This is a genomic window from Clostridioides sp. ES-S-0123-01 (assembly GCF_020658415.1).
Taxonomy (GTDB): Bacteria; Bacillota; Clostridia; order Peptostreptococcales; family Peptostreptococcaceae; genus Clostridioides.
Window position 1 is genome coordinate 21376 of the sequence record NZ_JACVWD010000011.1, and the last position, 14150, is coordinate 35525.

At 29.2% G+C, this 14150-nt stretch carries 21 protein-coding genes and 1 pseudogene; all 22 read right to left on the minus strand.

Translation table 11 applies throughout. The features are described 5' to 3' along the window. Positions 1-7: 7 nt before the first annotated feature. Positions 8-418, minus strand: a complete 411-nt coding sequence (locus IC175_RS18445) for an HK97 gp10 family phage protein (RefSeq protein WP_227851865.1) — start codon at positions 416-418, stop codon at positions 8-10. Continuing rightward, positions 418-768, minus strand: coding sequence for a hypothetical protein (locus IC175_RS18450; protein ID WP_227851866.1), 351 nt, complete (start codon positions 766-768; stop codon positions 418-420). Before IC175_RS18450 ends, IC175_RS18445 begins: the two co-directional genes overlap by 1 nt. 1 nt (position 769) lies before the next feature. Further along, positions 770-1117 (minus strand): phage head-tail connector protein, encoded by a 348-nt coding sequence (locus IC175_RS18455; protein WP_227851867.1) that lies wholly within the window; start codon positions 1115-1117, stop codon positions 770-772. Positions 1118-1145: 28 nt separating this feature from the next. Beyond that, positions 1146-1367, minus strand: coding sequence for a Rho termination factor N-terminal domain-containing protein (locus tag IC175_RS18460; RefSeq protein ID WP_227851868.1), 222 nt, complete (start codon positions 1365-1367; stop codon positions 1146-1148). A 12-nt stretch (positions 1368-1379) separates the two neighbouring features. Then, a complete protein-coding gene (locus IC175_RS18465; protein ID WP_054271807.1) occupies positions 1380-2318 on the minus strand; it encodes a hypothetical protein in 939 nt (312 codons plus the stop codon). 31 nt (positions 2319-2349) lie between these two features. Beyond that, on the minus strand, positions 2350-2949 hold the full coding sequence (locus tag IC175_RS18470; protein ID WP_227851869.1) for a phage scaffolding protein: 600 nt from the start codon (positions 2947-2949) through the stop codon (positions 2350-2352). 118 nt (positions 2950-3067) lie between these two features. After that, a complete protein-coding gene (locus IC175_RS18475; RefSeq protein WP_227851870.1) occupies positions 3068-3262 on the minus strand; it encodes a hypothetical protein in 195 nt (64 codons plus the stop codon). Between the two features lie 22 nt (positions 3263-3284). Beyond that, positions 3285-3917 (minus strand): hypothetical protein, encoded by a 633-nt coding sequence (locus IC175_RS18480; protein WP_227851871.1) that lies wholly within the window; start codon positions 3915-3917, stop codon positions 3285-3287. A 66-nt stretch (positions 3918-3983) separates the two neighbouring features. After that, positions 3984-5027, minus strand: coding sequence for a minor capsid protein (locus IC175_RS18485; RefSeq protein ID WP_227851872.1), 1044 nt, complete (start codon positions 5025-5027; stop codon positions 3984-3986). 9 nt (positions 5028-5036) lie between these two features. Then, on the minus strand, positions 5037-6620 hold the full coding sequence (locus IC175_RS18490; protein WP_227851873.1) for a phage portal protein: 1584 nt from the start codon (positions 6618-6620) through the stop codon (positions 5037-5039). Between the two features lie 22 nt (positions 6621-6642). Further along, on the minus strand, positions 6643-6873 hold the full coding sequence (locus IC175_RS19745; protein WP_227851903.1) for a hypothetical protein: 231 nt from the start codon (positions 6871-6873) through the stop codon (positions 6643-6645). After that, positions 6764-7429: an HNH endonuclease signature motif containing protein gene (locus IC175_RS19750; RefSeq protein WP_413927256.1), complete on the minus strand. Its 666-nt coding sequence runs from the start codon at positions 7427-7429 to the stop codon at positions 6764-6766. The genes IC175_RS19745 and IC175_RS19750 overlap by 110 nt, the downstream gene beginning before the upstream one ends. Before the next feature lie 278 nt (positions 7430-7707). Further along, positions 7708-9039 (minus strand): annotated as a pseudogene (gene terL / locus IC175_RS18505) (phage terminase large subunit); the annotation flags it as partial. Next, positions 9029-9481, minus strand: coding sequence for a helix-turn-helix domain-containing protein (locus IC175_RS18510; RefSeq protein WP_227851874.1), 453 nt, complete (start codon positions 9479-9481; stop codon positions 9029-9031). The pseudogene terL and the gene IC175_RS18510, both read right to left, overlap by 11 nt. A 78-nt stretch (positions 9482-9559) precedes the next feature. Then, positions 9560-9928: a hypothetical protein gene (locus IC175_RS18515; RefSeq protein ID WP_227851875.1), complete on the minus strand. Its 369-nt coding sequence runs from the start codon at positions 9926-9928 to the stop codon at positions 9560-9562. A 58-nt stretch (positions 9929-9986) separates the two neighbouring features. After that, positions 9987-10688 carry a BRO family protein gene (locus IC175_RS18520; protein ID WP_227851876.1) on the minus strand — a complete coding sequence of 234 codons (702 nt, stop codon included), beginning with the start codon at positions 10686-10688 and terminating at the stop codon, positions 9987-9989. Between the two features lie 155 nt (positions 10689-10843). Then, complete coding sequence (locus tag IC175_RS18525) at positions 10844-11050, minus strand: hypothetical protein (protein ID WP_227851877.1); 207 nt, start codon at positions 11048-11050, stop codon at positions 10844-10846. Positions 11051-11185: 135 nt separating this feature from the next. Continuing rightward, positions 11186-11665 carry a sigma factor-like helix-turn-helix DNA-binding protein gene (locus tag IC175_RS19755; RefSeq protein WP_227851878.1) on the minus strand — a complete coding sequence of 160 codons (480 nt, stop codon included), beginning with the start codon at positions 11663-11665 and terminating at the stop codon, positions 11186-11188. Then, positions 11658-11795 carry a hypothetical protein gene (locus IC175_RS18535; protein WP_227851879.1) on the minus strand — a complete coding sequence of 46 codons (138 nt, stop codon included), beginning with the start codon at positions 11793-11795 and terminating at the stop codon, positions 11658-11660. Before IC175_RS18535 ends, IC175_RS19755 begins: the two co-directional genes overlap by 8 nt. A gap of 30 nt (positions 11796-11825) precedes the next feature. Continuing rightward, on the minus strand, positions 11826-12302 hold the full coding sequence (locus IC175_RS18540) for a hypothetical protein (protein ID WP_227851880.1): 477 nt from the start codon (positions 12300-12302) through the stop codon (positions 11826-11828). 4 nt (positions 12303-12306) lie between these two features. Further along, a complete protein-coding gene (locus IC175_RS18545) occupies positions 12307-13677 on the minus strand; it encodes a DEAD/DEAH box helicase (protein WP_227851881.1) in 1371 nt (456 codons plus the stop codon). Further along, positions 13626-13952, minus strand: coding sequence for a VRR-NUC domain-containing protein (locus tag IC175_RS18550; protein WP_227851882.1), 327 nt, complete (start codon positions 13950-13952; stop codon positions 13626-13628). Before IC175_RS18550 ends, IC175_RS18545 begins: the two co-directional genes overlap by 52 nt. Positions 13953-14150: the final 198 nt, after the last annotated feature.

The following is a 14150-nucleotide window of genomic DNA, read 5'->3' on the forward strand; positions in this document are numbered from 1 at the left end:
ATCACCTCTAATTGTAAAAATCTATTATTATTTGATTTAGTTCATTGTCAATTATACTGTTTATTTCATCAACACTTTTTGCTAGCATAAAAACACCTTCAACAAATCTTATACCACCTTCTTTTGGTCTGTAGTTTTCGCTAGTTCCTGTTCCTTGTCTAGTTCTATGACCAAATTCTAAGTGGTTGATATACTCTGTGTTATTAAATACAACTCCATCAAAAGTATTAAGTTCCTTATATTTCCAATTTTTTCTTGCTGTTCCACCATCCTTTGGAGCTACTGGTGTTTTCTGCTTTACTTTTCTAAGAAGTTGATTGCCTATTTTGTTTTTAGCTTTTCTAATGTTCTTAGTTAATTCTTTTTCTTGTCTCTCTAAATCTCTTATTAAATCATCTAGACTATTAAACTCTATCATTAGTATCTTTCCTTCAAAGTTAGATTAGTTTGTAGGTGACTTAAGTGAGAGAAAGGTTTAGATGCAATAAATGTTTCTACATTCCCATTTTCTAAAGTTATATCAAGTATATCTCCAACTCTCAAATCTATTTCGGGTCTACAGTATAACTCAAATACTGAAATGGAGCTTGTTATATCTGTATCTATAATATTGGGTACATTCCCATTTATAGCACATGGTATATCTTCTACAATTACAACATTCTCATCAAAATCCGTAACTCCTGTCTCCTCATTTTTAATACTTACACATCTTCTTATTGTCATTTTACAAAAGTATGTCAATGCTAATATATCTGCTTCTGTCATTTTACCACCTAACTTTTCTAAAATTATTCAAAATATTTTTATCCTTTTGAGATAATTTTATTTCCATTAATTCATCTGTTGTTTTAGCTGTTGCAACATTGTAAGTAACAGAATAACCACCCCTAGAAACTGAACTAACTTTGCCATTATCAGCACTATTATTACTTAATAGTGTTTCTTTTAATTTAACAATGACTTTATCTTCTATGATATTTTCAAGAGTATCATTAAGTGTTTCTATATTGCAGTATGCAAGAACTAGAGTAGTGTATTTTTTAATGTACAACTTTATTAAATTATCATGAGTATCATCTTTTAAATTTAGAATTAACTTTATATTTTCTAACATCTAACCACCTCAAATAAAAATAGAGAAACTAAATATTATTTAATTTCTCTATTAATTCATCTTTTTTCAGTTTTGAATAACCTTCTATACCATTTTCTTTTGCTAAGCTTTTCAGTTCTTCAAGAGTTGAATTTTCTATATCAATACTTTTCTTATCTTCTAGTAACTTAAATCCATCTTGTATTAGCTTATCTTTTAAAAAAGATTCTTCTACTCTACGTTCTATATTTTCTTTAATTAATATAAACATTTAAATCACTTCCTAGGCTGTAGGTTTAGCATCTTTAAAATTAGCATATACAGAGTTAACTTTGTTATCAAGGACCCACAATTCATGGTATCTTCTATAGTCCATAGACCATCCATCTGCTGTTTGATTTGTATCAGGGTCAAAGATTCTCATTTTATCTTGTTTCGTAACAGCAATAGGCACATCTATTGGAGCTATTATAAAGTTAGCATCTATTGCTTTTGTCCCTTTTGAATAACCTCCCTCTGTCTGGTTAGAAGAAGTACCATCATTAAGTATTATTGATGAATACATTCTGTTTTGAGGTGTTTTTATAAGAGGGCATCCATCGATTGAAGGTACTTGTGTTTCTATACCACCTTGTATAAAAGTAACAGAAGATAGCTTTTCTAACACTTTTTCTTCTACTGCAAACATACTATCATAATTCAAGTGACAAACTAAAGGTCCATTATATCCATTTTCTCTAATTACTTTTATACCAGCTTTTATCTTATTTATTATTGTACTTGAATTTACTGTGTATCCATATTCAACGTTAGTGTCTCCTGCTACATTCATAGCAGTAGTAGCTAATTTAGATAATCTATAAGCATCAATTTCTGGAATAACCTTTAATCTTTGGAACTCGCCCATAATATTTGTTGCAGTTACTAAAAAGTTAGTTTCATCCACATCCATAGAATCTAATGTGAATTTTCTTCCTCTATCTTGTGTCATAACCTTAGTTTCATATTCAAATTTAACATCCCCATTAACATAAGCATCAGACGAACCTCTTGCATAATCACCCAAGCCATCTGTAGAAAGCTTACCTATTTTTACTTCTTTTCCCCCTGTGTATTTTATTTGTTTTGCGTTAGAATCCATCCATCCAGTTAATAATTCTTGTGTTACTTGTTTGTCTAAGCCTTGTTGTAGAGCTTGCCCATACGCTAATATATTAGCCATATAATCATCATCCTTTCTTAATCACATTAATTTATTTAACTCCTAATATTTCATTTACCATCGCTTCCATATTTACATTCTCGTTTGTTTCTCCACTACCACCTGGTACATACTTGTAAAAAGACTGTGCATTTGTTTGTTTAGCAGTTTCAGTAACATTAGATTCAAACAAATCTTGGTAGCTTTCTTGTAACTCTTTTAATTGTTCCTCTATGCCTGTTATTTTGCCATCCTCACCCACACTTATTTTTTCTAAGTCAAACTTATTTGTTAATAAATCAGTATGCTTAGCTTTGTTAGTTAATAAAGCTTTCTCAACAGCACTTAATTTTCTTGTCTTTATACTCTCGCTTTGTATTCTTTCAACTTCTAGCTTATGATTTTCTTCTATCTTTTTAATTTCTGTTTGATGCTCTGTTTTAAGCTTCTCAATATCATCTTGAGTCATTTTACCATTAAAGCTTTTTATAGTCTTATCTGCTTCTTTTAGTTGTTCATTTACCTTATTGAAAGTTTCTTTAGGTACTGCGTGTTTGGGAAATTCAGTATTAACACTTTTTAATATTTCCTCGATATCAAGCTTATTTTCTTCGATTTTAATACCTTCTAATATTTTTCTTAACCATTCCATTTCCTCATCATCCCTTCTTATTTTCTCTATAGATTTTTATAGTTGCTCTCCAACTGTGAGAGTTTCTTTGTTCTTTATGCTCTACAACTTTTTTAAAACGAGCAAAATAAAAAAGTCCTTATAGACTTTTATCTAACGATTTATTTAGTTCTTCTTTTACCTTCTTTAAAATTTCATCATAAACTTTATCTATATTAGCTTTATTTTCTTTTTTTAATTTATTGCAAAGAATACCTACGTTAAGATTAGCAATACAATTAATAACGATTTGTACTACACAAACTACAACTATAATTTGAGTTAATATACACATTAAAATCACCTACCTTTTTTATCTAATAATTTATCTTAGTTTTCCCTTCTTTAGCAAAACGTGCTTTTATATCTTTAGATGCTAGCTCTCTTATATACTTCAAATCCTCATCAGAAAGTCGCTTTGCAGGACTTTTTATTTTTATTTTTGTTTCATTAATTTTTTCTTTTCCAAATATTCTATTTAAATTTTCTTCTAAATTTCTCACTGCTTCGTTAAATATGTCAATTTCTTTTGTAGCACTTTTTATATTTTCCTCAAAATCTGTTGTATCTAGCTCCAACTTAGCTGAAAATTCTAAGTTATTTTTCTTAACCTTTTCTTTATCAATGTATCTATGCTTTTGTTCTAAATTTTCAGCGTAGTTTGTTAAATTTTCAATAGTTGCAGTATATTCTACTTTTTGATATGTCATTTCAAATATATCTGCTTTACATGGATATATTTCTCCTTTTACACCTTGTATAATATAATCTCCTTTATTAGCTCTCATAGTACCTTCTAATGTTTCTAAGTCACAACTCACATTACCACCAATACATTTTTCTTGTATAAAATTACAGACTCTATCATTCTCAATAAACCATTTTGGTTCTACATCATAACCTAGTTTAAAAGCTTCTACTTCAACTGCTTTCTTCACAAACTTAGCCATATCACTTATTCCTCCTTGAATTTTTACACAATAAAACACTTGCTATTTAAACTTAACAAGTGCTCCTTATACAACTTCTATATTTTTTATTACATGTTCCTTGTACCATTCATTATAAGTCAAGTTTGCTGGAACTTCATAAGTTTTACCTTTTGGTAGTCGTGCTGTTCTTGTTTCCTCTTGCTCATGCGGGAAATATGGTATAGTTGTACACCTGCAACGTGGATGCATTGGAGGATAATTTTTTGTTTCTATAGCGTCCTTAACTAAAAATACTTTCATATCTACATTTCTACATTTTTCACAAGTATTCCCCTGTAATGTAGCCAAGAATTGATATTTATCTACGTTTTGACTTTCGTATGCTCTTTTATCAGCTTCCCCCATAAAATGTCCATGTTCAGTTTGAACTAATCTTATTGCATTTTCATAGCTAGAGTCCATTTTCTCTGATACTCTATTAGCAATCTTTTTCAAACTCTCCCCTCTTATAACCATCTGAGTAATTTCTTCTTTGATAACTTCACTTAATAAATATCTATTTTTCCAAATTCTTTCTGAATAGTTTTTACCACTCCAAGGATATGTAATTATATCCTTTAAAATATCTTTATCAAGTCTAGCGAAGCTTACACCAACACCAACACGCTTTTGAGTTTCATATATACTCTTATAGTAACTATCTTTTACAGATTCCTCTAATAGCTTTTCTACTCTATTATTTTGAATATCAAATGTATTATATATCTCTTTAGATATTTGATAGAATAGTTCTTCTAACCTATTTATTCTACTTTTCATAGCTAATGTATTAAGTTCTAATAGTAGTCTTTCATCAACAGTTTGTTCTATTAATTTAATATATTGCTTAATGTCCATACGCCATGCCTTAAACTCATTATTAGTTAAATATTTTTGTGTTTCTGCATATGTTAGTTTATTCTGCTCAGCATATTTGTAAAATAAATTAGCAATTTCTTTCTCTATGTTTTTCATTGCAATTTTATATTGTTTATCTAGTTCATTTAATACCTTTTTTTCATCTTTTAATCTTGCATTTAATCTTTGCTTTTCTCTTTCTTTCCAATATTCAGTATTATTATTTTCCATATTAAATACCTACATTGAACCTTCAAGTATTTTTTTAGCTTCATCTTTTGTCACACCTATAGCTATAGATATTACATTTATAGCTTGACCTAATGTTAGTGTTCCTGCTGAATATTGAGACAATACACCTACTAGTGATTGTGTCTGAGCACCATTTAAAGTTTTACCTGCTACTTCCTCTGCGTTGTCTATAGTATCATTCACAGTGCCATTTTCTTCTACATCTCCCTTTTTATTTGGTAAATTTTCAAAGTCGTAATCATCAGAAACGGAAGCTGCTTGTACTTGTTTTTCTTCTAAATAAAGTCTCTCAGCTTCCTCGGGGTCGTCAATCCAAGGATGATGTCTAAAAATAATTTTGGTAGGTATTATTCCCATACTTTTGGTTGCTATGTCTGCATCTTCTAAATCATTAGACATCATGTTACGTGTATATGTCTGTTGTACCTTTTTATAATCTGTAACTCCTAAAAAATATAGTATAGCTTTAATTAGTTTATCAAAAGAGGTTCTAAACTCAGTTTCAAGTAATCCACTTTTTAGTTCTAGCTTTCTATAAAAGAATTTAAGTGCTACACCACTTGCATTCCCAAACGATTCAGTATCTTGTTGTAATCCTTGACCGCTTTCATATATTTGCTTTTTAAGTATCTCTAATATTATACGTCTAGCTTCCGTAGGTATTTCTATTTGCATAGTTTTAAGACCACCACTATCTCCTTCTGAGTCCGTTTCAGTCTTTATTGTTTTATATCTTTTTAATTCTTTTAAAAACTCTGAGGTATCTTCTCCTCCAAAATTTTCAAGTATATAAATTATTTGTTGTATATCTTCTAAATCATTTGCAAAGCCACTCATAACTCGGTCGTATAGGTCCAATATTTTTTTATACTTAGATAAATCGCTTTGTTTTTTAATATTATTGGCAAATTCAATGAAAGGCACTGAGTTAAATCTATGAAATACTGTTATATGCTCTACTCGAGAACCACAACATGATACTCCAAAGAATTTATATTTATTTAATACTTTATCTGTCCAAAATTCAACATAAGTATATGGTTGTTTCTGTATCTGTCTTTCTACATCTTCTAACTGAACATAATATCTTATAACAGCTTCTAATTCTCTTTCAATACCATTTCTGTATATAGGAATAATTTCTTCTGTATTCACTACCCCATACTTGAATGTTTGGGCTATTATCTGTTCATTACTATATTCTTCATCTATCCAATAATGCAACCATGCTGTGCCACAATTTGATGCTTCTATAGCTAAATTCTTAGCTTTTCTAGTAAACTCATTCCCTAGAACATCTGTTACTTTCTCATTCAATTCCTTGTTATTGTCAATGTCGAATAAAACTGGATAAGTAAACATATAAGAAGCTTTTTCATCAACAAGTATTTCGTGAAAGTTATGACTAATTCTATTGTCAGCATTTCTGAGAGGATTTTCGTCTCTATTTTGAACAACTACACCCTTTTTCAAGATATCATTTTCATTATAATAATATGATTTAGCTTGTAATATTTCTTGTCTTCTAGCTATATCAGCACTTATTATTGCTCTTATTTTTTCTAACTCCACATCATCACCACCACCTATATTTCTACTTAAATACTGATAATCCTTGACCTTTTAATGCTTTTTCTGCAACTCCCGTTGTAGCATCACAATTAGACACCAAAAAACCATGAGCATAGTACACATGGTTTCCTTCAACAGTTAAATTATAAACTTTTACTTTTTTGCTTTCTATTAATGTGGTTGAGTCTATTTGAACATGACTTTGAACATGTTTGTCTTTCTTTGGAAGATGCCTTGTATTTTGTGCCAACAAATTCTGCTCCACATATAATACATTTTGATGTATATTTGATTCGTCTGTTTTTACCTCTCCATCTTTCTCCACATTTATCTGAACAGAATTGAGATGTTTGTACTTTGCTTTCAAAATAGTCCCCACATTCTTTACATTTACATTTATATTTTTCAAGATTTTTTGAAATCTGTTTTGCATGCTCTGAGTGCCATTTTCTACCTTCTTCACTTTTATGCCATTCAGTGGCTTTTTCTCTTGCTTTATTGAGATTGTTAATAGTTGCTTTGTAAAATTCTTCATCTTCAAGATTTTTCTTTGCATGTAGCGATAAGTGTTGTTTATACGGAATACATTCCAAGTTGTCAATGTTGTTATTAAGAGGATTAAAATCTTTATGATGAATATGATAGCCTTCTGGAACTTCCCTTTTATTATTAAACTCCCAGATTGCCACATGAAGTCCTTTAGCATGTTTTCTTTTTTCATTTTTACTTGACTGACTAAGATAATACTTTTTTTGTCCCATAAGTTTATATTCTTCTCCATTGAATATAACAGTTTCTTGTACTTCCATAATATCAACTCCTTTAGTGATATTATACTAGTTTCTGATATACCTGTCAATTTATCAAGACTTATAAAACCATTGATATAACTAAATACTTTGTGATTTCTAGTAGCTTTTATCCCTAGTTTATTTATAGTTTCTTTTTCTCCTGTACAACCTGACCATAATACTTTTCTAAGACCGAATGGAGTAAATACATATTCCCCTTCTTTTATTTTCTCTATGGATTTATTACCAAACAATGTTGATATTTGTGTTCCTTCTTCAAAACATGCATCATCATGTTTGTTCTTCCCTTCTCTTTGATAACTCACCATTGCCTTATAATAATCTTGCCATCTGTCTCTCCAATTAACTGGAAAATATATGTGTTCCATTACCCATGAGCTATTAGATAATATTCTAGCTTCTTTATTTTTCGACTGATGAAACCATTTAATAATAGTTTTATTACTTTTAAACTTTTCCTTCAATATTCTTTGTACATTTCTTGCAAAAGCTCTACCACCACTATTACTTTCTATATCAGCTTTGTTAACTTCATTTTCATAGAACATCTTAGCTGTTTTATACTCTGTTATTTCCATACTTTCCTTAGTATATAAAACATCTAGTATATAAGCTTCTTTGTTATATACTCCATATACAATTGAACATAAATAGTCTGCTCCCTCATCTGCTGTATCTACATAAGCTTTAATGGATGTAAATAGTAAATTGCCTTTATTATCAGCAGGAAGCTTGTCATATGTCTTAAATCTAGTGTATAAACATCCTTTAAGGTCAATAGGCTCTTGTTGATAGTTAGCACTTGCAATATCTTCGCCCATAGCTCTTACTTTTGATTTATAACTATTTAGAGATAATACTTCTTCACAAAGCATATTTCCATCTTCCTGCAATGCTTTCATATTAATATGTTTTACTTTCTTACCTTCTTCTTTGTAATGTTCTAATGCTCTACCAGCCAAGTCCTTACTAGACCATCTAGTCATTATAATTATTATTTTCCCACCTTCTTCAAGTCTTGATAGCATTGTATTAGTAAACCAATCCCAGTGTTTTTCAAGAACATTTTCATTATAGGCTTCCTCTGCATTTTTAATTAAATCATCTACAATCATCAAGGAACATCCAAAGCCTGTTGCTGTCCCACTCGGAGAAGTTGCTAAATAATTATTATAACCACCTTCTAATGACCATAAATTCATAGCTCCATCACCATGTTTGATTTTTGTGTTAGGAAATATATCACTATAGATAATAGTGTCTATATCAGCTTTTTCTTCTTGAATAGCATTTCTAACATTCTTTGAAAACATAGTTGAAAGAGTTTCATTATAACTACCAGTCATTATTTTTTCATTTTTATTTTTACCTAAAATCCATTCTACAAATAAACCTGCACTTCTACTCTTCCCATGCCTAGGTGGCATATTTATAATTAAAACTTCATCATCTGAATAATAAAAATCTTGAAGCTTATTACAGGTTTCAACTAAATACGCTCTATCTTCTTTATAAAAGTTTGGTGCTAATAAATTGCAAAAATAAAAGAACTCACGTCTCGCAAGTTCCTTCTTAGCTTCTAACTGTATTAATTTTTTATCCATCATCTAATTTTGCCAACCTTTTTAATTCCTCTGTAGATAGTTCTTTAAATGGATTATTTATTGTAATTTCATTAGTTGATTCTACTATTTGTTTATCACGCCATTCAACTGGCTTTCTATTTTTCAACCAAAATATTTGTGCTGTTGTATCAGGTACTACATGTTTAGTCACTCTTTTAGTTTCTTGACCTTCTTCATATGTTATTTCATCATATTCATAACCTAACGCTCTTTTTAACAAAGCATTTTCAACCTGCCTGTCAATTATTTCTTTTCCCTTTTTTAAGGCATTACAAATATTACTATACTTCTTTTTCCAGTCATATAGTGTTTTGACATTTATTCCAATATTAAATGCTATTTGTTCATCTGTAAGCCCATCTCTTGCCCATCCTTCAATCTTAATTAATCCTTCTTCTGTTATCCAGTATTCATATTTTGCCACACCACCACCTCGTTTTTGTCGTTTTGGGAATAAAAAAAGACCTAGAATTTTATATCTTCTAATTTAAGGCCTCCTATTCTAAATACCACTAGTTCCTTCAATATTTCTCATTTGTCTATCTAAAGTTCTTTTTCTAAGCCACATCAAGCATTCTTCTAACTTCTCTATAGCCTTCTCATTCTCTTTACAAGCATATTCGCTATCTTGAAATGCTTGTAATCTTGTTATAACTGCTAATATTACATCTTCATTATTAATTCCATTGACGCCACATTCTTTTACAGCTCCTTCTTGAAAACTAAGATATTGAATTGGTTCTATACAATCATCCTCGCAATCTGCTCTTCCTAATATAAAATAGCATGGGGCATTATACTTCCATTCGTCTTTATCTTCACAATAAAGCTTAGTATAATTTTGTGTACATAAACTATTTTTAATCTCCATTATATAATTCTCCTTTTAATTTATTGTATAAAAATAGACCATCCATCAAGATAGTCATTTAAATCATTTCTATTAATTCCTTAATCTTTTTATATACCTCTTTATAATTCATATCTTTATCTATTAACTTAGGTAACTTCATAGATATAATTCTTTCAAGTGCTTGTATATCAAACAGTTCGCTTTGATTTAACTCATCTCTTTTTACACCCTTTGGTATACCTAATTTCTTTCTCACAAGTTCAGTAAAATGTTTATAATGCATCTGAGGTTTATTGCTTCCTTGACCAGTAGCATAATAAACAAACTCTTGTATTTCATCTGTAAAATCTTTTCTAACCTTTTTACCTTCTGTTCTTATACCTAACCATTCTTCATCTTTTTCATTAGCTATATAGTATCCATTTTCTTTTATAGAATGTATAACTTCATATACCCAATCAAAATATTCATCAGAAACAGGCATATTAGATTTTCTTACTATAGCATAGATTCCTTTTTCATTGTACATATATATTTTCTTAGCATTTTTATTTTTATATATCGACCCCTCAATTTGAGCCCCCGTTATTTCAATAGATTTTCCTTTCATATACTCAAAGTTTCTATTATGTATATTTTCTATCGCTTTACTTGGGTTAGAATATTTAAGAGCATGACCTAGTTGTGTTCTGCTCATAAATATTTCTTTTTCTTCATTCATGTAAAAGTCGCATGTTGTCCCTAAAAATTTTCCTTTTTTAACAAGTTTTAGTTTCATAAAATCAACCTCCTGGATATTTGAATTTTAGATATGCACATTATGCATATCCGAATAGTGCATATTATGCATTTTTAATAGACCTTTTCAGATGTCGGTAACTCCGACATCTGAAATTTATTAATTTTTGTATAAAAAAAGACCTAGAAATTAATCTAAGCCTTATTTGAGCCATCTTTTGCTTTCATATTTACTATATAATTTGCCATAAGCACTACTCCCCTTATCAATAAATCTTCACTAATAGCACTTTTTCCTATAAAACTCTCAACATATTCAACTCCATAATCTAAAAATTCATCATCTGCATCTATATTAAATTCATCTAATTCTTTTATTATCTTTCCTCTTAAATCATTCATATTGTCATACTCCTGTAAAAAAATAAAAGACTAAACTTACCCAAACTTAGTCTTTTTAGTGGGGGATATTCTATACACTTGTTTCATACTACCATTATAGCTTATATAAAGTAACAATAAAATATCATCATTTTATCATAGTTTTATTTTTAGACCATCTACTCCAAATAGGTATATTCCAAGTTCTTTAACCATTTCATTTACCCAACGTCTCACTGTTGCTACTCCACAATGTAAAAGTTCTGCTATATCCTCATAAGTTTTTTCTTTAAAAAAATATAACTCTAAAGCTTTGTATTTTTCTAAAGACTGCAACTTATTTTGTGTTGCTTTTAAGGTTTCTAATGCCATATCTATATGTGCTACCATAATTAAGGTTTTTGCTTTACTTCTTTTAATGCTTAATATATATAAATCTTCTGTATCTAAACATAATAAATCATCATAATCACTTTTAACATCTTCAATATCACTAATAGAATTTGCAATATGACTTTTTAAATCATTATAATGTTTAAGCAAAAGTTTAGTATTATGAAAGACTTCCCTTTTTTTATTTTCTTTTTCTTCTTTTCTTAATTCTCTTACAATTTCTTTTATACTTTCTTTATCCACTTAAACCACTCCCTCTTGCTCTCTTTGAACAACTTCTACTGCAATACTCAACTTTAGATTTATCTACCTTATAAAATCTTCTACCACACCAAGCACATCTTACTATTTTACCTGGGCTTATAAGTTCCATCTTTTCTTTTTACTTTCATACTCTCACTCCCTATATTTTAATCATAGTTATTAACCCAACTAATTCTGGGCTTTTATGTTCTCCAATATTTTTAAATAAACCTACTATATCATTTCTATTTTTAAACCTAAACTCACACCCTAATTTTTTAAAATAACTATATCGTTTATAATCTAGTGCTACATCATAGATACTTCCATCTGAAAGCTTTACATTTTTAAAAGTTATCCTGTTATTCTCTTTATCTATATTAAAATTACAATTTACATCACTACTTCCATAATCCCTATAATAGACAAACTTAGTAAAAGAACTATTCTCTTTTTCATAATATTTATCTTGCAAATTATTATAGGAACTTATATAACCCTTAGTTGCAATATCTTCTCTAAAGATAAAATTACCTGTCCCTATAAAAGTATTGTGATTTATTATTACACTGAATCCTCGAGCTTGAGGTTTAAAAATATTTCTAGGTTGTACCTTTTTATCTATTTGTATATTCATACTCTCACTCCTTATATTCTTTTAACTTCGCTTTAACTGCTTCAAGTAATGAACTCTGTCCTTTATCCTTATTCTCCAAAGCTTCCATTACTTGTTCATCTATTGTATCTTTACAGATTAGATGATGAATAATAACATTTTTCATTTGGCCTTGTCTATAAAGCCTTGCATTAGCTTGTTGATACAGTTCTAAACTCCAGGTTAATCCAAACCAAACAATTATACTTCCACCTGATTGTAAATTAAGGCCATGTCCTGTACTTGCTGGATGACAAAGTAATAATTGTATTTTGCCATTATTCCAATCCTGTATATCTTTTGAATTTTCTATTGTTCTTGGTTTCAAATTCTTAAACTCTTTCATTAAACGACTATAATCATGTTTATAGTTATAAAAAACTATAATGGGTTTACCATTTGAAACATCTATAATTTCTTTTAGGGCTTCTAATTTTTCTCTATGAAATTCCTTTACATTTTTATCATTATCATAAATTGCTCCGTTAGCTAATTGTAAAAGTTTATTTGCTACTGCAGCTGCTGATGAAGCTGTTATTATATCTTTATCTAATTCTAATATCTTCTCTCTTTCTAGTTCTTTGTAATATTTAAGTATTTTCCTATCAAGGTGTATTTCAATTTTATTATCTATTTTTCTAGGCATATTCAAATAATCTTCTGCTTTTAAGCTTATACAAATATCTTTTATTTTATTATGTATTGCCTTTTCTGCTCCATCTTTAAGCTGCCAATTATATATAGCTCCTGTTTGATAATTTTTTTGTCCTGGTTCAAAATATCGTTCTTTATATCCTGTAATAGTTTTGCCTAACCTTTCACCTCTATCAAGTAAATACATCTGTGGCCACAAATCTATTAAACTATTTGGTGCTGGTGTACCAGTAAGCCCAACTACTCTTTTAGTTAAAGGCAATATTTTCTTTAAACTTTTAAATCGTTGTGCTTTATTTGATTTAAAAGAACTAAGTTCATCTATCACAACCATATCAAATGGCCATTTTCTTTTATAAAAATCCACTATCCAAGATACCATTTCTCTATTTATTATATAAATATCTGAATCTGTACTTAAAGCTTTCACTCTATCTGATTTACTACCAAGAACTTTAGACACTTTTAGATGCTTTAGATGCTCCCATTTTTTTATTTCACTACTCCAGGTATCTCTTGCGACTCTTAGAGGTGCTATAACCAAAACTTTTGATATATCAAAGTAATCATACATTAATTCATTTATAGCTGTTAAAGTACAAACTGTTTTACCCAATCCCATATCTAATAATAAACCTATATTATTATTGTCTATAGTTTTTCTAATTGTGTATTCTTGGTATGGATGTGGTTTAAATTCCATCCCTTGACCTCCTTGACAAAATCATCTATTTCTTTTAATGTACTTACACATTTAACTTTAAATCCTAATTCTTTTAATTCTTGCATTTTATACTTTTGAAGCTTTCTTGGCTTTTTACCTGGTGCTTTAAGTTCTACGAATATAACATGTCCTTGTGGTAATAAGACAATCCTATCTGGCACACCTGCTTCCCCTGGTGAAATAAACTTCATAGCCTTACCTCCTAACAACTCAATCTCTTTTTTAAATCTTTTTTCTATTCGTGATTCTAACAAAATATCACTTCCTTAAATTTAGGTGTCTACAATGTCTACAGATTTTCTATATATATGTATATATGCATATTAGGCATACATATATATATACGTATATGCCTAATATTACTTTTATTACTTTATATATAATTTTTGTAGACATTGTAGACGTTAGTATTCTATACATTGCAATATCTATATTTTAGGTGTCTACAGAAG